Source organism: Pseudomonas sp. MF6394 (assembly GCF_002018845.1).
GTDB lineage: Bacteria > Pseudomonadota > Gammaproteobacteria > Pseudomonadales > Pseudomonadaceae > Aquipseudomonas > Aquipseudomonas lactis.
In genome coordinates this window covers 22,330-40,276 of sequence record NZ_MVOJ01000034.1, presented here as the reverse complement: position 1 = coordinate 40,276, position 17,947 = coordinate 22,330, and the positions used below count along the sequence as shown (strand labels likewise).

20 protein-coding genes and 1 pseudogene are annotated in these 17,947 nt (G+C 57.3%); 14 read left to right on the top strand and 7 right to left on the bottom strand.

Annotated features, from left to right (window positions below; genetic code table 11):
* Nucleotides 1-31: 31 nt before the first annotated feature.
* Nucleotides 32-973, bottom strand: a complete 942-nt coding sequence (gene ygfZ / locus MF6394_RS26830; RefSeq protein ID WP_078467898.1) for a CAF17-like 4Fe-4S cluster assembly/insertion protein YgfZ — start codon at nucleotides 971-973, stop codon at nucleotides 32-34.
* A 139-nt stretch (nucleotides 974-1,112) separates the two neighbouring features.
* Between ygfZ and MF6394_RS26825 the strand changes: the two genes are divergently transcribed.
* Together MF6394_RS26825 and MF6394_RS26820 are read left to right on the top strand one after the other, a co-directional pair.
* Nucleotides 1,113-1,367: an FAD assembly factor SdhE gene (locus MF6394_RS26825; protein ID WP_014717362.1), complete on the top strand. Its 255-nt coding sequence runs from the start codon at nucleotides 1,113-1,115 to the stop codon at nucleotides 1,365-1,367.
* Nucleotides 1,351-1,797: a protein YgfX gene (locus MF6394_RS26820; RefSeq protein WP_078467897.1), complete on the top strand. Its 447-nt coding sequence runs from the start codon at nucleotides 1,351-1,353 to the stop codon at nucleotides 1,795-1,797. Before MF6394_RS26825 ends, MF6394_RS26820 begins: the two co-directional genes overlap by 17 nt.
* On the opposite strand, the pseudogene MF6394_RS26815 reads toward MF6394_RS26820, so the two are convergent.
* Nucleotides 1,766-1,957: pseudogene (locus MF6394_RS26815) on the bottom strand (L-aspartate oxidase); the annotation flags it as partial. The gene MF6394_RS26820 and the pseudogene MF6394_RS26815 sit on opposite strands and share 32 nt — an antisense overlap.
* A gap of 43 nt (nucleotides 1,958-2,000) precedes the next feature.
* On the opposite strand from MF6394_RS26815, the gene MF6394_RS26810 reads away from it, so the two are divergent.
* Nucleotides 2,001-3,440: a site-specific integrase gene (locus tag MF6394_RS26810; RefSeq protein WP_078467896.1), complete on the top strand. Its 1,440-nt coding sequence runs from the start codon at nucleotides 2,001-2,003 to the stop codon at nucleotides 3,438-3,440.
* Nucleotides 3,441-3,511: 71 nt separating this feature from the next.
* On the opposite strand, the gene MF6394_RS26805 is transcribed toward MF6394_RS26810, so the two are convergent.
* Nucleotides 3,512-3,757 carry a protein L gene (locus MF6394_RS26805; RefSeq protein ID WP_078467895.1) on the bottom strand — a complete coding sequence of 82 codons (246 nt, stop codon included), beginning with the start codon at nucleotides 3,755-3,757 and terminating at the stop codon, nucleotides 3,512-3,514.
* Between the two features lie 309 nt (nucleotides 3,758-4,066).
* Between MF6394_RS26805 and MF6394_RS26800 the strand changes: the two genes are divergently transcribed.
* From MF6394_RS26800 to MF6394_RS26780, 5 genes are all read left to right on the top strand, one after another.
* Nucleotides 4,067-4,690 carry a hypothetical protein gene (locus MF6394_RS26800; RefSeq protein WP_078467894.1) on the top strand — a complete coding sequence of 208 codons (624 nt, stop codon included), beginning with the start codon at nucleotides 4,067-4,069 and terminating at the stop codon, nucleotides 4,688-4,690.
* 352 nt (nucleotides 4,691-5,042) lie between these two features.
* Nucleotides 5,043-5,576 (top strand): KilA-N domain-containing protein, encoded by a 534-nt coding sequence (locus tag MF6394_RS26795; protein ID WP_078467893.1) that lies wholly within the window; start codon nucleotides 5,043-5,045, stop codon nucleotides 5,574-5,576.
* On the top strand, nucleotides 5,573-5,890 hold the full coding sequence (locus MF6394_RS26790) for a hypothetical protein (RefSeq protein WP_078467892.1): 318 nt from the start codon (nucleotides 5,573-5,575) through the stop codon (nucleotides 5,888-5,890). The genes MF6394_RS26795 and MF6394_RS26790 overlap by 4 nt, the downstream gene beginning before the upstream one ends.
* Before the next feature lie 313 nt (nucleotides 5,891-6,203).
* Nucleotides 6,204-6,596: a hypothetical protein gene (locus MF6394_RS26785; RefSeq protein WP_047281081.1), complete on the top strand. Its 393-nt coding sequence runs from the start codon at nucleotides 6,204-6,206 to the stop codon at nucleotides 6,594-6,596.
* A 56-nt stretch (nucleotides 6,597-6,652) separates the two neighbouring features.
* Entirely contained in the window at nucleotides 6,653-7,666 is a 1,014-nt protein-coding gene (locus MF6394_RS26780; protein WP_078467891.1) for a hypothetical protein, read from the top strand.
* Nucleotides 7,667-8,212: 546 nt separating this feature from the next.
* Here the strand turns inward: MF6394_RS26780 and nadB are convergent.
* On the bottom strand, nucleotides 8,213-9,817 hold the full coding sequence (nadB, locus tag MF6394_RS26775; RefSeq protein ID WP_078467890.1) for an L-aspartate oxidase: 1,605 nt from the start codon (nucleotides 9,815-9,817) through the stop codon (nucleotides 8,213-8,215).
* A 459-nt stretch (nucleotides 9,818-10,276) separates the two neighbouring features.
* Between nadB and rpoE the strand changes: the two genes are divergently transcribed.
* The 5 genes from rpoE to MF6394_RS26755 all read left to right on the top strand — a co-directional run bounded on the left by rpoE (nucleotide 10,277) and on the right by MF6394_RS26755 (nucleotide 14,125).
* Nucleotides 10,277-10,858, top strand: a complete 582-nt coding sequence (rpoE, locus tag MF6394_RS26770) for an RNA polymerase sigma factor RpoE (protein ID WP_003172477.1) — start codon at nucleotides 10,277-10,279, stop codon at nucleotides 10,856-10,858.
* Nucleotides 10,859-10,890: 32 nt separating this feature from the next.
* Complete coding sequence (locus MF6394_RS26765) at nucleotides 10,891-11,478, top strand: sigma-E factor negative regulatory protein (RefSeq protein WP_003189451.1); 588 nt, start codon at nucleotides 10,891-10,893, stop codon at nucleotides 11,476-11,478.
* A 16-nt stretch (nucleotides 11,479-11,494) separates the two neighbouring features.
* Nucleotides 11,495-12,454, top strand: coding sequence for a MucB/RseB C-terminal domain-containing protein (locus MF6394_RS26760; protein ID WP_078467889.1), 960 nt, complete (start codon nucleotides 11,495-11,497; stop codon nucleotides 12,452-12,454).
* 66 nt (nucleotides 12,455-12,520) lie between these two features.
* Entirely contained in the window at nucleotides 12,521-12,649 is a 129-nt protein-coding gene (locus MF6394_RS34965; RefSeq protein ID WP_256557875.1) for a hypothetical protein, read from the top strand.
* 39 nt (nucleotides 12,650-12,688) lie between these two features.
* A complete protein-coding gene (locus tag MF6394_RS26755) occupies nucleotides 12,689-14,125 on the top strand; it encodes a DegQ family serine endoprotease (protein WP_014717365.1) in 1,437 nt (478 codons plus the stop codon).
* Between the two features lie 69 nt (nucleotides 14,126-14,194).
* Here MF6394_RS26755 and MF6394_RS26750 read toward each other — a convergent pair whose 3' ends face one another.
* Nucleotides 14,195-15,628, bottom strand: a complete 1,434-nt coding sequence (locus MF6394_RS26750; protein ID WP_032892982.1) for a M48 family metalloprotease — start codon at nucleotides 15,626-15,628, stop codon at nucleotides 14,195-14,197.
* A 95-nt stretch (nucleotides 15,629-15,723) separates the two neighbouring features.
* Between MF6394_RS26750 and MF6394_RS26745 the strand changes: the two genes are divergently transcribed.
* The gene (locus tag MF6394_RS26745; protein ID WP_032892981.1) at nucleotides 15,724-15,963 is read left to right on the top strand and encodes a sulfurtransferase TusA family protein; all 240 of its coding nucleotides are present in this window, start codon (nucleotides 15,724-15,726) and stop codon (nucleotides 15,961-15,963) included.
* Between the two features lie 686 nt (nucleotides 15,964-16,649).
* Here the strand turns inward: MF6394_RS26745 and MF6394_RS26735 are convergent.
* Together MF6394_RS26735 and MF6394_RS26730 are read right to left on the bottom strand one after the other, a co-directional pair.
* Nucleotides 16,650-17,123, bottom strand: a complete 474-nt coding sequence (locus tag MF6394_RS26735; protein WP_069558502.1) for a peroxiredoxin — start codon at nucleotides 17,121-17,123, stop codon at nucleotides 16,650-16,652.
* Nucleotides 17,124-17,137: 14 nt separating this feature from the next.
* Nucleotides 17,138-17,698 (bottom strand): glycine cleavage system protein R, encoded by a 561-nt coding sequence (locus MF6394_RS26730; RefSeq protein WP_003189463.1) that lies wholly within the window; start codon nucleotides 17,696-17,698, stop codon nucleotides 17,138-17,140.
* Between the last annotated feature and the right edge of the window lie 249 nt (nucleotides 17,699-17,947).

Below are 17,947 nucleotides of genomic sequence, written 5' to 3'. Positions count from 1 at the left end.
CTCTCTAGGGTGCTGCAAAAAAGTACGGCGATTAACGCTGGATCTCGCGATCTCGGTCCAGTTGGTAGGGCAGGTCAAGCAGGTGCAAGCCCGGGCCTTCCAAGGTGCCCAAGCGCACGTCGCCACTGTCGGCAGCTTCGGCTTGCAGCACCGCGAGAAGTTCAATCGACTGGTCAGCTTTTGCGGCGATGACCACTTCGCCGATTGCGCTGTTATGGCTGGGGGAAAACAGTGGAGTACCTGGCTCGGGGAGTTCGGCTGTTTCCAGGCTCAGGCGATACAGGCGCCGCTTGAGTTTGCCCAGGTACTGCATGCGCGCGACGATTTCCTGGCCGGTGTAGCAGCCTTTCTTGAAACTCACGCCGCCCACGGCTTGCAGGTTGAGCATCTGCGGGATGAACAGCTCGCGCGTCTGGGGCATCACCTGGCCGATACCGGCACGGATCTGGCCAAGCAGCCACGCATTCAAGTCAGCCTGCTGCAATTGTGCGGCCAATTGGCTGCGCACGGTGTCGGCGTGTTCGGCAGGTACCCAGAGTTCGGCACGGCCCGGGGAAACGCGGACGGCGATCAATGCCTCGTTGCGTGCCACGCTGTCGGTCTCGACCGGCAGTTCCAGGCCCAGAGCGGTCAAGGCCGCGTCTGCGTTAGCCAGGCCGAAGCGCGCCCAGGCAGCGCTTTCGTCGGTGAGCTTGGACTTGGAGAACACCGCGTACTTTTTCAAATCCGCCAACTGCGGCTCTAGCAACTCGGTGGCCATGGCCAGGAGTACGCCATCACCCTGTAGCAGGATGCGGAAGCTCGACTGCATCCGGCCTTTTTGCGTGCAGCGCGCGCCCAGGCTGGCCTGGGTATCATTCAGGTAATTGAGGTTGCAGGTCAGTTGGCCCTGCAGGAACTTGGCAGCATCGGAGCCGCGGACGGCGAGAACGCCTTCGTGGGACAGGGAGCAGAAAAAAGCGGAGTCAGCCATGGGTCATCGCAGGTCAAAAAGTCATGGGTGCATCATAGAGGGGCGTCCGGCAAATGCATAGTTTCGTCGCGGTCGACCAAAGCCGACTGTTCCGGAGTCGTCGGGGCTGTATACTTGCGCTCTAATTTAGGAGGGCTCCATGGTCGAAGATGTAGAAATCAATCGCCTCTACTGGCACAGCCGTCGCGGCATGCTGGAGCTGGATGTGTTGCTGGTGCCTTTCACCAAAGAGGTGTACGCGACGCTCAATCAGGTGGACCGCGACCTCTACGTCAGGTTGCTCACGTGCGAAGACCAGGACATGTTTGGCTGGTTCATGGAGCGCGCCGAATCCGAAGACCCGGAGCTGCAGCGCATGGTTCGGATGATCCTGGACCGTGTCCAGCCCAAGTAATCGTTTCGAATGCCGCTGGCAGGCCTCGCGGCTGTTGCTGGCGGCCTATGTGCTTGCCCAACTGATCGCGTTTGGCAGCCTGCTGGTTCTAAATCTGCCTTACTCAAGCCTTGGCACCCTGTTATGCCTGGCTCATTGTGCCTGGATATTACCGCGGCAAATCCTGCTCACTCACCGTTCGTCGATTCGTGGCCTGCGCCGTGACGACGATGGCTGGCAATTATGGAGCGCCGCACGCGGGTGGCACTCTGTGCAACTGCGGCCCGACAGCCTGGCGTTGCCGCTGATCGTGGTGTTGCGTTACCGGGTGCAGGGTGAACGGCGAGTGCGGTCCATCTGCGTGCCCAAGGATGCGCAGGCCGCCGATGTGCATCGGCGCCTGCGGGTACGCCTGAAGTTCAGCCGCCGTAGGTGGTTGGCACCAGGATAGTGTCCCGGGCTTCGGGCAGCATCTGAGGGTAGTCGAGGGTGTAATGCAGGCCGCGGCTTTCCTTGCGTTCCATGGCTGAACGAATCATCAGCTCGGCCACTTGGGCCAGGTTGCGCAATTCGATCAGGTCGCGGCTGACCTTATAGTTGCTGTAGAACTCGACCCTATGAGGCTAAACCCAATGGATACAGGGGTTTCAGCCGATGACCACCAACCAACGCTCCCTAACTGGGACAAACCTGTTACAAACTGCGCTCGCCAAGCCTTACCACTATCGCCGGTCTGGTCGCTATTACCTTCGCCTTCGCCCTCAAGGAACCGCTAAGGGTTTCTATACGCTATCGCTCAGAACCACAGACAAGGCCACTGCTATGACCATCTCCAAGGACATCCTCAAGACGCTCGCTGCTTTCCACTTGGATAACCCAGAGGCGACGTGGGATGAGCTCAGAGAGCGATTGGCAGACATCGCTGAGGAGTGCCTGACCATGGCTCATGGTGATGACTCACTGGTGGCCTACGAGATGATCTATGACGAACTACGTCTGTCGCTTCGCGAGGCATCAGCTAAGGGGCTAATGACCATTGATCAACAAAGGGCAGCGAGTAAAGCCGAGGACATCCTTGAGGCCGCTCAGGAGCGCTTGAAGGGGAGGCCGGGCAAGCTGGTTGGGATCGTTGAGGAACTCAGAGGTGTCCCTTGTGGCACGCCTGTAGCCCCTTGTCTGTCCCTATCTGTAAACGCTTCTGAGGCTCTGACATTCGAGCATCTCTCAGGGCTCTATATGGCGGAGCAAAAGGACAACGTACAGGCCAGCACTATGCGAGACGTTAAGTCGTCTTGTGCTGCTATTAGCGCTGCTCTGGGAGGGCTCGACCTTAAAGGGCACGCTCGGGCTGACATGGTGGCGCTCAAAGCAAAACTCCTTGAGGACCGCAAAGGTTCCACTGTGAACAAGCTACTCACCCGGCTATCAACTGTCATGGATTGGGCTGTTCATAACGGCTACCTCGACAAGGGCTTCGACAAGGGACTGAAGCTATCCAAGGATGCTGACAGCTCTCGTGAGGCGTTCTCTCAGGATCAGGTAAAGGCCCTGATGGCTCACGCTAAGTCGCTTCCAGTGGACGCTTGGCAGCGCTGGGCATTGTTCCTCGGGGTGATCACTGGGACCCGTATTGAGGAACTCAGGCAGTTGACCAAGGCTGACGTTAAGCAGGTTGGAGGTGTGTGGGTCATCGACATCAATAGGAACGATGGTAAGACAGCCAAGACCAAGAATGCTTTGAGGGTCATCCCGTTGACCGATGGGGCCTATGGGTTTGACCTAAAGGCGTTCCTTGAGTTTGTCGACAAGTCCGACACTCGGCTGTTCACGCTGGGGGCTGGGCAATTCTCTGGTGTGCTCAATGGGGCCCTTCGGGATGTCTTGAAGTTGAAAACTGATCGGACCCAAACGTTCCACTCGTTGCGACACTCATTGGCTGGAGCCTTGAAGGCCGCTGAGGTGCCTGTGGGGACCGCTGAGTCGATCTTGGGGCACTCGTCGGGGTCTATCAGTTATGACCTCTATGGTGCGGGGAGTGCAGTAGAGGTAGGCCGTATGACTGAGGCCTTGAAGTCGGCCTTTGGGGTAGTCTGACCCAAGCGGTTTGATGAACAAGAAACCCTCTATGTCCTTATTTAACGTGGTGCATAGAGGGTTTTCTTAGATTATTTCCCTTCGGTATTCGTCCAAACATTAATTTTCCACTTGATCGGGCCAGCTAATAATGTGTGCTGATGGTGGTTCTGTGGTGGGAATTTGTCGCCATGATTGGAGGTCACCTCCTTGTTACATCCTGTACAGCGGTATATGCCTGAAACTGGAACAATCTCGGCTGGGCCAAACTCCTTTCCCCATATTTCATGAGGGTTAGTTATTTTTTGGAAAACTGATTTATCTGTGTAGTAAGCCATGTGGGTCTCCTTAGGTGGGCTTGTAATTGAGCACACAAACCCTATAAAGGCAAAGTGCTATTAATGGGACTTCATGGGCCAACGTAAAAGAGGTCTATGTTTCAAGAAGAGACTTGGGCAATACCCATCTTGCTGTACAACACCTTCAGGCAAAATCGTGGTTAGACACAGAGTCGTGGGTCTACAGGATGCTCTTGGCGGGTAGAGCTCCAGCCTCTGAGCCGTTCCGTAAGTGGGTCAATGAATACGGGGTGGCGTTAAATACCCTCACTAAGGCTACAGCACACCAACTGACCTTAGGAGGACACCATGACCTTGCTCACCCAACCCGGACCACATCACCGCCACGTTGACCACGACACCGGCATCATCCTTCACGTTGACCCAATCACCGGGCAGATCCTAAAGAGCCACACGATGGTTCTCCCCAAGTCCAAAGATGACCAGTTCAAGGCGTGGGCCACCGAGCGTCAAGCCTGTGAGAGCCTCGCTGAGGACCACTTGAAGACAAGCCCAGTCGTTGCGCCTGATGCTCAAGCAGTCATCTCTGAGGAGCCTGTGCGTGGTCGTGGTCGCCCTAAGGCAGCCTTCAAGAATCCAGTAGCTGCCTATATGTACCTCCTCGCCGTTCCTTCCTTGCTACCTTGGGTGGACGACATCATCAAAGGGTCGATCATCACCAGTGCTGGCATCAGCAACGGCAAGATCAACGTGAAGACCGGGGCAGTGATCGGGGCCTTGTTCGCTGAGGACATCACAGCGGAGGTCTGCAAGACTCAGGAGATCAGCTTGAGGACCGCCCAGCGTGTGGCGAAGGCCGCTCGACATGCTGCCCATGGCATCGCTTCCTACGTGGATCGACACCCGAAGTTGAAGGCTGAAGTTGAGGCTGAAGTGAGTGCGGAGGCTCTATATCGGGGCTCTCAGGCTTAACGACGGAATATATAAAAGAAAACTTTAAGACCTCTGAGGAGGAGCATCGACCAGTTTCAATGAGAGAGGGTTAGTGATGAATATCACCCTCTTTCTAAGAGAGCTCAATGAGTAAACTTAAAGATGCTCTTTCCTGTTATGTGAATCTTTAAGAAGAACTACAGAACTATTGAGCTGTGTCGTAAAAACCCTCACTAAGGCTATAGATGCACTACGCCCATCGCTGGGCATCACACAGATAATCGCAGAGTCTTCCTGTTTGCTTCTTCATGCCACCGTCCAGAACCTTTGTCGGGTCTCTGCGCTGGGCTGTGGGAGCGAACCTGAGGGAGCAAACAAGAGGAATAGACAAATGATCACTGACATCAAACATAAGCACGCTGGGCACGTCATCATTATAGAAGGTCAAGCATTCAAGGCCAATAATGCAGGGCAGTGGGACCTAACTGATATCTGGCGAACCTTAAAGTTACCAGTAAAGAACGGACCTGCGCAGTGGCGGACCAAGCAGGCTAAACGAATGGAAGCTATGCAAAATTTGCACAGCTCCAATGGTGCAGGCTCATGGGCGACCAAACGCGCAACCCTTGAATATGCGGGCTGGGTCTCGGATGAATTCAAAGATCTTGTCTATGACGCCTTCGAGGCGATCCTTGAGTTACCCGAAGTAGCTCTAATCGTTGCCGACAAGATGGCCTCTTTGGGGAACGATCACAGTGCATCCATCCTCAAGCGCATGACATTCAATGACAAGTGCCAATGGAGCTCTCTGGGGCGCCGTAACACCGTGCAGGGCCTACGCTCAGCTATCGCTAAAGGCAATCTCACAGAGGATCAAGCAGCCGCCCTTGCAGCCAGAGACGGCCTAAGAGGATTCGCTAAATGAGCAACTTTAAGAAAACCATTCCGACAACCGCTGAGCTCGCCTTGATTAACAGGGTGTTCACCAAGCCACGCCGGACATCGCTTATTACGATCCGCGCCTTGGTCTCAAAGGTAAGTGCTCCAGGCCGTTCGCGTGATCCTGAATTGGGCACCGTTTACGACCTCGCGGTGACGCTTCCTTACGTTGCCCTCATAACAAATCAGCGATGCATGGAAGCGCTCAAGGAAGCTCTTGAAGACGGTCTCAGTTTGAAGACGCTTGTTCGCTGTGACTTGTCCATTCCGATGAGCAGTCAACCGATAATGCTGGCCTGAGAACTGCCGTAAAAACCCTCACTAAGGCCCCGGGAATCAGTTACCCATGGTCTCCTCAAGGTCCCACGAGGCGCCATAAGCGTCAGTAGTGGGCAATCTATGCACCACACCGGAACCTCCTCGCTGTCCGCCATTCAGCACAGAGGCGCTCCTACAGTCCCCGCCAAGTTAACCCCACAGGGCTGTGAAACCACCTTCAATCCAATACCTTTAAGCAAACCTTGTTGATCCCGTGCGGGTCTCCTTTCCCCATTGGTCACGCGATCATGGCGGCAAGGTTTGGCTTAAGGGTCTCTCAAAGGAGAACCCCAATATGAAGCTCGACATCCAACTCAGTGACAACTCCTTGACCGTTCAAGGCCAGCCCGTGACCAAGGCTTATGCCGAGGGCGTAATGCTCGCAGGTCTTATCGCTGCTGCTGGTAAGAATCACAGTTCGATCACGGCCATTGTGCGCCAGTACATCGAAGCTGGTCTCAGTACCTCAGCATTCCCTGAGCAGACCTCGCTGGCCCGCCAAGAGATCAAAGCAGGTGAAGACCTTCGAGCAGCTCAGCTCCGTGACGCTCAGTTCCACGCAGACCGATGCGCTTCCTATCAGGCACCTACACGCCTTGAAGTGGCTCGGGCACGTGAAGCCAAAGAGAAACGAGCAGCAGACATCCGGGCACACGGTGCGGCCATTCGCGCAGCTCGTCGTAACTGACAACAGCTAAGCGGGCCACAAAGAACATCACTTCGAACAACTCAAGGAGATCCCACATGAAAACTAACGAATACATCAAGCCCACCAACTGGTCTACCGCTATCACTGAGCAAGGCGGCATCATCCGTTTTAACTCCTCGGCTGAGGTAAAGGACAACGGCGCGACTGGCGCTGAGACGTTCGTTGAGATCCTTACAGAGGGCCTTGACGACTACTTTAACGGCGGTGACTGGGAAGCGGCGGCAGAGGACGCAATCCCCTGTGAGTTCCGCCCTAAGGGCACTGAGCCAACCACACAGCAGATTATGCTGATGCAAGACCGTAGCGTTGAGTTCGATCCCCGTAAATCCATCTACGATGACTCGACCTTTGAGAAGGGTGAGGCAGTCGCTGGCGACTTCCTGTTCTGTGAGGCGACCCCGCACGCCGCTCTGTTCTCTTTCCGTCAAACGTTCTTCGACCACCACATGATGGCTGGCTTCACTGCCAATGGCATGGGGCAGATGGCCGAGAAGATGCTGAAAGACTTTGAGCTGTCCTGTGGGGCGACCATTGCGAAGATCCTGACCAGTGCTGCATCCACCGAGACCAAGGCACTGACTGGCTTGTCGAAGAACCCACGAGAACGCGCAGAGGACATCATCGACGGCCTGACCATGAACATCAACCAAGCCGTTGGCACTTCGCTGTCTGACTTTGTGTTGCTGATTCCTGCAAAGGAAGTCGCTGGTCTTGAGCGTGCTGCTCAACGAGCTGGTCTGTCGGATGTAGAGGAGCTATTGGGTTGTGGTACGCAGTTCTATTCTGGTGAAGACCTCGGCATCTTTATGCTTCCTAAAGACATGGCCTCTTTGAGCTTCCGCCAAGATGGTGATGGCGATGTGTGGCAGATCCATGCGACCCGTAACGCCAATGCAGCAGCATGGGACGTAGAGATCATTGGTGTGGCTGATGTAATGGCTCAGGCCAAGGTTCAGCTCAAGCTGGCAAACCCAGCCGACCCAGCCGAGAAGCTTCAAGTTGAGCTGGTAGATTTCCCAATGGTCACTCGTGTGACGCTGGGTCAATAGATGGATGAAGTCCTGAGGCTCCCTATGAGGAGTCTTGGGTTCTTTTAGTGATACGTTATTTCATTGCTTTAATTGGCTGGTTCAAGGAGGACCCTATGACCATGCGAAAGATGTTCGGTTAGCTGTCCTCAAGGCTATCGTTAAATCTCCCAGCTTCTGGAAGGTAGTCGCCATGATTGCCATAGTCAGCGGGGTGGCTGTCCCTGAGGGGCTCATAGAGCTTACCCATGATCTGCTGAGCGATGTAATGACAGCCATGTAGGGAGTCCTGTGTGAAATCTCGTGGGCCATAGGCTTGCAGGTTATTCAGATTTCACACAGGAACTCCTTGAGGTCCCTTTAGAATTTGAGAGAAAAATCTGAGCGATCACCTTTAATACTCTCTGGGCGCGCTTACCCCCGTAGGCCCTCGCACGCTCGCTCAGGCGCACGATAAGGACCCTTGCGGGTAGGCGATAAGGACCCCGGCGTTGGGACAAATGTGAGCCAAAGCTGTTACAAATCGGGGTCCTATGGTGCTACGCTATGTGCTCCTAACGTGCCTCATTAGGTCGGTGTAAGGATCGTATCCTTCGCCTCTGGCAGCATCCCTGGATAGTCCAGCGTGTAGTGCAGACCCCGAGATTCCTTACGTTCCATGGCAGACCTGATCATCAGTTCCGCTACTTGAGCAAGGTTCCTCAATTCAATCAGGTCTCTGCTTACTCGGTAGTTGCTGTAGAACTCGTCGATCTCATCCAGCAGCAAGCGCACCCGATGTTGCGCCCGTTGCAGGCGCTTGTTGGTGCGCACGATACCCACATAGTCCCACATGAAGCGCCGCAGCTCGTCCCAGTTGTGGGCGATGATCACGTCTTCGTCCGAATCGGTAACCTGGCTCGCGTCCCAGCGGGGCAGGGCGGCCGGTACCGGGATGCGCGGTAGTTGCTCAAGAATGTCGGCTGCCGCCGAGCGCGCATACACGAAGCATTCGAGCAGTGAATTGCTGGCCATGCGGTTGGCGCCGTGCAGGCCGGTGAAACTGGTTTCGCCGATGGCATACAGGCCCGGCACGTCGGTGCGGCCATGCTGGTCGACCATTACGCCCCCGCAGGTGTAGTGCGCGGCCGGTACCACGGGGATCGGGCCCTTGGTGATGTCGATATTGAAAGTCAGGCAGCGTTCGTAGACGGTCGGGAAGTGGGTCTTGATAAAGGCTTCGGGCTTGTGACTGATGTCCAGGTACACGCAGTCGATACCCAGGCGCTTCATTTCGTGGTCGATGGCGCGGGCGACGATATCCCGTGGCGCCAGCTCGGCGCGTGGGTCGAAGCGCTGCATGAAGCGCTCGCCATTGGGCAGCTTCAAATGCGCACCTTCACCGCGCAGGGCTTCGGTGATCAGGAAGCTCTTGGCCTGCGGGTGATACAGGCACGTGGGGTGGAACTGGTTGAACTCCAGGTTGGCGACCCGGCAGCCCGAGCGCCAGGCCATCGCAATGCCGTCGCCGCAGGCACCGTCGGGGTTGCTGGTATAGAGGTAGACCTTGGCGGCGCCGCCCGAGGCGAGAATGGTGAAGCGTGCGCCATAGGTATCAACTTCACCGCTGGTGCGGTTGAGTACGTAGGCGCCCAGGCAGCGCTCGCCCGCCAGGCCCAGGCGTTTTTCGGTGATCAGGTCGACGGCGACGCGCTGCTCCAGCAATTGGATGTTGGGTCGTTGGCGGGCCTGGTCGAGCAGGGTCTTGAAAATCGCGGCCCCGGTGGCATCGGCGGCGTGAATGATTCGGCGATGGCTGTGGCCGCCTTCGCGGGTCAGGTGGAACTCAAAGCCGCCGTCGTCGCTGCCGGCATGTTCATCACGGGTGAAGGGCACACCTTGGTCGATCAACCATTGGATGGCTTCCCGGCTGTGCTCGACGGTGAAGCGAACGGCGTCTTCATTGCACAGGCCGCCGCCGGCGTTGAGGGTGTCTTCGACGTGGGATTGCACGGTGTCGGTGTCGTCCAGCACTGCGGCGACACCGCCCTGGGCCCAGAAGGTCGAGCCGTTGGCCAGGTCGCCTTTGCTCAAAACCGCTATACGCAAATGGCTGGGCAGCGTCAGGGCCAGGCTCAAGCCGGCGGCGCCGCTACCGATAACCAGGACATCGTGTTGAAACTGTTGGCTCATTTGACGGATTCCGCAAAAAGCGATCCAGAGGGGGCGCAAACAGGACGCCTGGATCGGCGAATCAAAGGGTCACACGGGCCACTAGTATATAGAGGGGTGGAGCGGCACAATAGCCACGCCTTCGTGGCATTGTGAGATTATGCTGCGCAGCTTTGGGAAACGGCCGGTTGGCGGGACGGGAACTTTTTGCATGAGCCCCGACTCAATAGCAGGTTGCCCGAAAGCTGGGAAAACGTTGAGTTTATTGGCCCGTCGGGAGCATTGGACGCGTCACGAAACCGGCGACAAGATTATTCGCGCAGCCGGCACCGACCGTGCTGCGTTTTTCGTGTGTGCCAAATCAGTGCATGCCGGAAACTTGCTTGAAGGGGGAGAACTTTTGCGAAAAGCCCGAGTCTATGTTTGCAAGCCTGATCGTTTAGTTATGCAAGCCTCCTTCAAGTACAACGAGGAGTGTTCATGCTAACCCAGGAAGAGGATCAGCAGCTGGTCGAGCGCGTACAGCGCGGTGATAAGCGAGCATTTGATCTGCTAGTGCTGAAATACCAGCACAAAATTCTCGGGTTGATCGTGCGGTTTGTGCACGACACCCATGAAGCGCAGGACGTTGCACAGGAAGCCTTTATCAAGGCTTACCGTGCACTTGGAAATTTCCGCGGTGACAGTGCGTTTTACACGTGGCTGTACCGCATCGCCATTAACACGGCGAAAAACTATCTGGTGTCACGCGGTCGTCGCCCACCAGACAGTGATGTCAGTTCAGAAGATGCAGAATTTTACGATGGTGATCACGGCCTCAAAGATCTCGAGTCGCCGGAGCGTGCATTGCTGCGCGACGAGATCGAAGGCACCGTCCATCGCACTATTCAGCAACTGCCAGAAGATTTGCGTACGGCGTTAACTTTACGTGAATTCGATGGTCTGAGTTACGAAGACATTGCGAGCGTCATGCAATGTCCGGTGGGGACTGTGAGGTCGCGGATTTTCCGGGCCCGGGAAGCCATCGACAAAGCCTTGCAACCGTTGTTGCAGGAAAACTAAAGACAGCGGCGACAGCCAAGAGAGGAACCGCCATGAGTCGTGATGCCCTGCAGGAATCGCTGTCCGCAGTGATGGATAACGAAGCGGATGAACTGGAACTTCGTCGAGTGCTCAATGCATTTGATGACGCCGAAACCCGTGATACCTGGTCTCGTTACCAAGTCGCTCGGGCGGTGATGCACAAGGATCTCCTAATCCCTCGTCTGGATATTGCTGCGGCCGTTTCTGCTGCACTGGCTGATGAAGCCGTTCCGGCAAAAGCCTCGCGTGGTCCATGGCGCAGCCTGGGTCGTCTGGCAGTGGCCGCCTCGGTGACCGTTGCTGTGTTGGCAGGTGTTCGCCTGTACAACCAGGACGAGATCGCAGGCAACGAGCTGGCCCAACAGACTCAGCAGCCGGTCATGGCCGGTCCGCAAGTCAAAGGCCCGGCCGTGCTGGCTGGCTACAAGGAAAGCACCGATACCACCGGCCCTATGGCCAATGGTGTACTTCAGGGGCAATCCGGCTGGCAGGATCAGCGCCTTCCAGGCTACCTGCGTCAACATGCGCAGGAATCGGCCGCCAAAGGCACTGAAAGCGCTCTGCCATACGCTCGTGCAGCAAGCCAGGAAAACCGCTGATTCGCTAAGGAGCCCTATGCGCGCCATACCGCTCCTTGCGCTTTTGCTCAGTAGTTGGTTTGCACTATCCGCCCATGCCGATGAAGCCCAAGACTGGCTGACTCGACTTGGGCGTGCAGAGCAGCAGCAAAGCTTTGAAGGTACGTTTGTCTACGAACGTAACGGCAGTTTTTCCACCCATGACATCTGGCACCGCGTCCAGGATGGTCATGTCCGTGAACGCTTGTTGCAGCTTGACGGCTCCGCCCAGGAAGCGGTTCGGGTAGACGGTCGGGCGCAATGCGTCAGTGGCGCGTTGGTTGCCAGCCTCGATCCTTCTTCTGATGCACCCTCGCGTATTCTTGATCCCAAAAAACTCAATCCATTCTATGAACTGGCCGTCATTGGCAAATCCCGCGTGGCTGGTCGTAATGCGGTGATTGTGTCGATCAGTGCGCGTGACCCTTACCGTTATGGGTTTGAATTACACCTGGATCGTGAGACTGCGCTGCCGCTCAAGTCCTTGCTGCTCAACGATCAAGGGCAGTTGTTGGAGCGTTTTCAGTTCACGCGCCTGGATACTTCGGCTACTCCTTCTGACCAGGACTTGCAGCCCAGCAGCGACTGTTCACCGGTAACAATGTCTGCCGCTAAAACACCTGACCTGTCTGCCACGCAAAGGTGGCATCTGGACTGGCTACCGCCTGGTTTCCAACAGATCAGCAGCGCTACGCGCAAAGATCCCCAAACGAAATCTACCGTCGACAGCCTGATGTATGACGATGGGCTCGCGCGTTTTTCGGTGTTTCTCGAGTCGGCCAGTGGCGCTGACGTGAATGAAACCCGCGCTCAGCTTGGGCCAACCGTGGCAGTCTCGCGGCGTTTGAATACGGTCGATGGCGAAATGATGGTCACGGTGGTGGGCGAAATTCCCATCGGCACTGCTGAACGCATCGCGTTGTCGGTGCGTGGTGAAAAGGCCGCCGCCAAGCCCTGAGATTGTTAATCTTATGTTCATCCTGTTCTTTCAATCTGAGTCCGAATTTGGTTGGACGCTGGGCGTATGAAATTTCTGGATCAGCATTTTCACTTGCAAAAACTTCCCATGTTTTTTATAGGTCAGGGTTTGATGGCTCTGGCCTTGTTTGTTCGCGGAACAAAAATGCCGGTCGCCGTATCCGGCGTTTATTGAACCCTGTCGCTTAACCCTGCTCGTCGTAACGGGAGCTGTATGTCGATACCACGTTTGAAGTCTTACTTATCCATAGTCGCCACAGTGCTGGTGCTGGGTCAGGCCTTACCTGCGCAAGCGGTCGAGTTGCCTGACTTCACCCAACTGGTGGAGCAGGCCTCGCCTGCCGTGGTGAACATCAGTACCACGCAGAAGCTGCCGGATCGCAAGGTCTCGAACCAGCAGATGCCCGACCTGGAAGGCTTGCCGCCCATGCTGCGCGAGTTCTTCGAGCGAGGGATGCCGCAACCGCGCTCCCCCCGTGGCGGTGGTGGCCAGCGCGAAGCCCAATCCCTGGGCTCCGGCTTCATCATTTCGCCTGATGGCTACATCCTCACCAACAACCACGTGATTGCCGATGCCGATGAAATTCTCGTGCGCCTGGCAGATCGCAGTGAACTCAAGGCCAAGCTGATTGGCACCGATCCACGTTCCGACGTGGCCTTGCTTAAAATCGATGGCAAGGATTTACCGGTGCTTAAACTGGGCAAGTCCCAGGACCTGAAGGCCGGTCAGTGGGTGGTCGCGATCGGTTCGCCGTTCGGCTTTGACCACACCGTTACCCAAGGCATCGTCAGCGCCATCGGTCGCAGCCTGCCAAACGAAAACTACGTGCCGTTCATCCAGACCGACGTGCCGATCAACCCGGGTAACTCCGGTGGCCCGCTGTTCAACCTGGCCGGCGAAGTGGTGGGGATCAACTCGCAGATCTACACCCGCTCCGGTGGCTTCATGGGTGTGTCCTTCGCGATCCCGATCGATGTGGCCATGGACGTCTCCAATCAGCTCAAAAGCGGCGGCAAGGTCAGCCGCGGCTGGTTGGGCGTGGTCATCCAGGAAGTGAACAAGGACCTGGCTGAGTCCTTCGGTCTCGACAAGCCGGCCGGTGCCCTGGTTGCGCAGATTCAGGACAATGGCCCCGCGGCCAAAGGCGGCCTGAAAGTCGGTGACGTCATCCTGAGCATGAACGGCCAGCCGATCATCATGTCGGCGGACCTGCCTCATCTGGTCGGCGCGCTCAAGGCTGGCGGCAAAGCCAAGCTGGAAGTGATTCGTGATGGCAAGCGCCAGAACGTCGAACTGACCGTAGGTGCCATCCCGGAAGAAGGCGCCACCCTGGATGCCCTGGGTAACGCCAAGCCCGGTGCCGAGCGCAGCAGTAACCGCCTGGGTATCGCCGTGGTTGAACTGACCGCCGAGCAGAAGAAAACCTTCGACCTGCAAAGCGGTGTGGTGATCAAGGAAGTTCAGGACGGCCCAGCCGCCTTGATCGGCCTGCAACCGGGTGACGTGATCACTCACTTGAACAATCAGGCAATTGACACCACCAAGGAATTCGCCGACATCGCCAAGGCGTTGCCGAAGAATCGCTCGGTGTCGATGCGCGTCCTGCGTCAAGGCCGTGCCAGCTTCATCACCTTCAAGCTGGCCGAGTAATCCGCTAGCCCCATAAAAAAAGCCCCGCTGCCGGTTAACGGTAGCGGGGCTTTTTTGTGGGCGGCGGGTTCAGCTCATCATGCCTTTTACCAGGCGCTCTTGTTCGATCAGTTCACGCTGACGGGCGTCGATGCGTGAGGACAGCGGGAAGTTACTGCCCGCGCGCCGCTTGGCAAAGTCCAACTGCTGGATCGCTTGCTGGAAATCCCCCACCAGTGCGAAATATTCGGCGCGGGCCTGATGCAGGCCAATGATGTTGCCGGACAAGCCGCGAGTTTCGGCGACCTGATACCACACGTCCGGATCGTCCGGGCGCGACTTGAGCAGCCCGTCCAGTGCCTTTTCTGCATCGGCGGTACGGTTCTGTTTAAGCAGCAGGTCTACCCGTACCTGGTTCAGCGGATAGTTGCTGGGGTACTGGGTGAGCATGCGGTCGGTACGTTGCTGCGCATCCGGCATGCGGTTGCTGGTGATGTCCAGTTCGATTTGGGCCAGGTTGTAGGTGATGTCGTTGGGCGCCTTGGCCAGCAGCGGCGCCAGGCTTTCCCGTGCTTCCTTGAGTTGAGTGCCCTTGATCTGGGCGATGGCCAGGCCATAGCGTGCCACGTCATTTTTAGGATTTTCGTCCAGCTGCGCCTGAAAGCGCTTGGCAGCCAGGCCTGGTGTGTCTTCGTACTTGAGTTGTACCCGCGCGCGAATCAATTGATAGCGCAGGCTGTCTTCCTTGCCGCCGGGTTTGGCTTGTTCGGCGCGGTTGCGGGTGTCGGCGATACGCGATTCGGTGACCGGGTGAGTCAGCAGGAACTCCGGCGGCTTGGCGTCGAAGCGGTATTGGCGCATCAACCGTTCGAACATGGTGGGCATGGAGCGCGGGTCGTAGCCGGCTTTCTCCAGGTTGAGGATGCCGATACGGTCGGCCTCCTGCTCGTTCTGGCGGGAGAAGCGGCGCTGTTCCTGGATCGCGGCGGCTTGTGAGCCGGCAATCGCGGCGATACCGGCATCGCCGGCACCCGCAGCGGCGGCGATAATGCCGCCAAGCAGGGCAGCCATCATCGGCAGTTGCATGCGTGATTGCGCTTCCACGCCTCGGGCGAAGTGGCGTTGAGACAAGTGCGCCAGTTCGTGGGCCAGTACCGACGCGTATTCGCCTTCGGTCTGTGCATTGAGGAACAAACCGCCGTTGACCCCGACGATCCCACCCGGAGCCGCAAAGGCGTTGAGCTGTGGGCTGTTGATCAGGATAAATTCCAGGCGCCGGTCATTGACCTGGCTGGTCTCCACCAGCTTGTACACGCTGGTTTCGACGTAATCCTTGAGTTGCGGGTCATTGAGTTGCGAGACCTGGCCGCGCAGGTAAGCCAGCCAAGCGCGGCCCAGTTGGTATTCCTGTTGCGGCGAGACAATGGCAGAACTGGCGTCGCCGAGTGACGGCAGGTCGTCAGCGAAGGCCGGGGAGGCCAGCAGGCAGGCCAGCGTCAGCAGGGTAGGGCGCAAAAAAGTCATGCACAAAGCCTTTCGACAAAGAGCTTACTGTAGCCGGACACTGAGCTTGGGACCAGATATTCTAAGCAGCCCGAATGTTTGCCTGGAGTAACACCATGACCGACGTTGTAGCCTGTGACGCCGAACTCGACGCCAGCGGTCTGAACTGCCCGTTGCCCTTGCTCAAGGCCAAGCTGGAGCTCAATCGATTGGCCAGCGGCGCCGTGCTTAAAGTGACCGCCACCGATGCAGGCTCCCAGCGTGACTTCCGCACTTTTGCCAGGTTGGCGGGCCATACGCTGGTTCGGGAAGAAGAGGCTGCTGGCGTGTACTGCTATTGGTTGCGAAAGGCCTGAAGGCCTTACGAGGCAAGGTATTTACATAACTTCGGTACCAAGCTGACCCTGTGGCGAGGGAGCTTGCTCCCGTGACGACCTGATGGCCGATGCTTGTCTACCTGACCCACCACGATCCAAATGTGGGAGCAGGCTTGCCTGCGAAGACGGCCTGACAGGCGACACCTATCTACCTGGCACCCTGCGATCAAACTGTGGGAGCTGGCTTGCCTGCGATGACAGCCTGCCAGCCGCCCCCTATCTACCTGACACCCCACGATCAAACTGTGGGAGCGGGCTTGCTCGCGAAGGCGGCCTGGCAGTCAACACAGTTGGATAGTGTACATATCCATTGCTGCGGTAACGGCCGCTTAGGGTTCCGCCCTGACGGCGGGTCACTTTGGAAAAGCCCCAAAGTAACCAAAGGGCTCTTGCCCCACCACTCGGCACCTCGCCTAGGCTCGGTGTGCCCGTAATCCGCCAGTGATTTGGGGGGCCGCCGCCACGCGCCATCCATGGCGCGGGGCGGCTAAACCGGCATCCCTGCCGGTTTACCCCCCAAATCCCTGTCGAATTCCGGCCAGCGTGGTTTGACGGGGCGCTTGAGATCAAGATCACAAGCAGATCAAGATCAAGAGCTACTCGCTTCGCATCGTGGTTACCGTGTGCTGCTACAGCCCACAAAGTCTATGCTTATCGAGGCAAGATCAAGCCTTGTTCAGCGCCTGCGCTGCCGCCAGCACGGCATCAACATGCCCCGGCACTTTCACGCCGCGCCATTCCTGGCGCAGCACGCCTTGGCCGTCGATCAGGAAGGTGCTGCGATCCACGCCCAGGTATTCCTTGCCGTACAGCTTCTTCAACTTGATCACATCAAACAGCTGGCAGACCGCTTCGTCTTTATCGCTGATCAGCTCGAAAGGAAATGCTTGTTTGCCCTTGAAGTTCTCGTGGGACTTCACGCTGTCACGCGACACGCCGAACACTTCGGTATTGGCGGCCTTGAATGCGGCGTACTGGTCACGAAAACCCTGGCCTTCGGTGGTGCAGCCAGGGGTGCTGTCTTTCGGGTAAAAGTAGATCACCACTTGCTTGCCCTTTAGGGCTGCGAGGCTGAAGGTCTGGCCGCTGGTGGCCTGGGCCTCGAAATCGGCCACGGGTGTGTCGATGGCTACCGGCATAGAGAAGTACTTCCTTACATTGGGTTCTGTGGGCGCCATGGCTCAATCAAGGCGTCGAGGTTCAGGGCATCGGCGAAATCCAGGAACTGGTCGCGCAGCCAACTGATCTGTACGCCGGCCGGCAAAGTCACGGTAAAGGTGGCATTGAGCATGGTGCCGCCGGTTTGTGGCGCCTGGTAGGTGTCACAGGTCAGGTTTTCCAGTTCGACGTTATGGTCGATAAAGAACTGGCACAGCTCGTTGACGATGTCCGAGCGGTAGGCCGAGCTGACATACGCTACGTACGGCAGGGCCTGGGGGCGGTTTTCCAGGGCGGCGCTGCGTACCACGTTGACGGTGAAGTCATGCTTCTTGGCCAGGCCCGGCAGGCCGGTTTCCAGGCGCGCTAAGGCATCCCAGGAGCCAGAAATCTGCAGGACCAGCGCACTGCACTCGCCATGGCGGGTGAGGCGGGAGGTCACGACGGCGCAGCGGTTCTCATGGCTGGCGCGGCACAGCACGTTGGTCAGCTCCATGGGGTTGGCGCCGAGGGCACTGATAACAAGGAATTGTTCGCGAACTGTGGGGGTGGACATGCAGCCTTCCTAAAGCGATGAGCGGTCGATGCCGTGTGGGCGGTATCGATCAAAGGATCAAGGGTAGCGAAAAGCGTCGCCAAGGGCTAGGAGGTGGCGTTTTCATTGCGTGATCAGCCGGCTTCGGGCGGTGCTTTGGCCCAATGATGGCATTGCCCGACGTTTAGTTGCGCCAGAACGCATCCTCACGCGGTACTTCGCTTGTACAAGCATCTTGGCGCCAGTACCATTACGGCTCTCTTTTTCCGG

Coding starts and splice junctions, on each gene's coding strand:
- MF6394_RS26805 (WP_078467895.1), bottom strand. CDS start 3,757: ATGGCTTACTACACAGATAAATCAGTTTTCCAAAAAATAACTAACCCT.
- MF6394_RS26790 (WP_078467892.1), top strand. CDS start 5,573: ATGAGCAACTTTAAGAAAACCATTCCGACAACCGCTGAGCTCGCCTTG.
- rpoE (WP_003172477.1), top strand. CDS start 10,277: ATGCTAACCCAGGAAGAGGATCAGCAGCTGGTCGAGCGCGTACAGCGC.
- MF6394_RS26745 (WP_032892981.1), top strand. CDS start 15,724: ATGACCGACGTTGTAGCCTGTGACGCCGAACTCGACGCCAGCGGTCTG.
- MF6394_RS26785 (WP_047281081.1), top strand. CDS start 6,204: ATGAAGCTCGACATCCAACTCAGTGACAACTCCTTGACCGTTCAAGGC.
- MF6394_RS34965 (WP_256557875.1), top strand. CDS start 12,521: ATGAAATTTCTGGATCAGCATTTTCACTTGCAAAAACTTCCCATGTTT.
- ygfZ (WP_078467898.1), bottom strand. CDS start 973: ATGGCTGACTCCGCTTTTTTCTGCTCCCTGTCCCACGAAGGCGTTCTC.
- MF6394_RS26825 (WP_014717362.1), top strand. CDS start 1,113: ATGGTCGAAGATGTAGAAATCAATCGCCTCTACTGGCACAGCCGTCGC.
- MF6394_RS26735 (WP_069558502.1), bottom strand. CDS start 17,123: ATGCCGGTAGCCATCGACACACCCGTGGCCGATTTCGAGGCCCAGGCC.
- MF6394_RS26810 (WP_078467896.1), top strand. CDS start 2,001: ATGACCACCAACCAACGCTCCCTAACTGGGACAAACCTGTTACAAACT.
- MF6394_RS26750 (WP_032892982.1), bottom strand. CDS start 15,628: ATGACTTTTTTGCGCCCTACCCTGCTGACGCTGGCCTGCCTGCTGGCC.
- MF6394_RS26795 (WP_078467893.1), top strand. CDS start 5,043: ATGATCACTGACATCAAACATAAGCACGCTGGGCACGTCATCATTATA.
- MF6394_RS26780 (WP_078467891.1), top strand. CDS start 6,653: ATGAAAACTAACGAATACATCAAGCCCACCAACTGGTCTACCGCTATC.
- MF6394_RS26760 (WP_078467889.1), top strand. CDS start 11,495: ATGCGCGCCATACCGCTCCTTGCGCTTTTGCTCAGTAGTTGGTTTGCA.
- MF6394_RS26730 (WP_003189463.1), bottom strand. CDS start 17,698: ATGTCCACCCCCACAGTTCGCGAACAATTCCTTGTTATCAGTGCCCTC.
- nadB (WP_078467890.1), bottom strand. CDS start 9,817: ATGAGCCAACAGTTTCAACACGATGTCCTGGTTATCGGTAGCGGCGCC.
- MF6394_RS26755 (WP_014717365.1), top strand. CDS start 12,689: ATGTCGATACCACGTTTGAAGTCTTACTTATCCATAGTCGCCACAGTG.
- MF6394_RS26800 (WP_078467894.1), top strand. CDS start 4,067: ATGACCTTGCTCACCCAACCCGGACCACATCACCGCCACGTTGACCAC.
- MF6394_RS26765 (WP_003189451.1), top strand. CDS start 10,891: ATGAGTCGTGATGCCCTGCAGGAATCGCTGTCCGCAGTGATGGATAAC.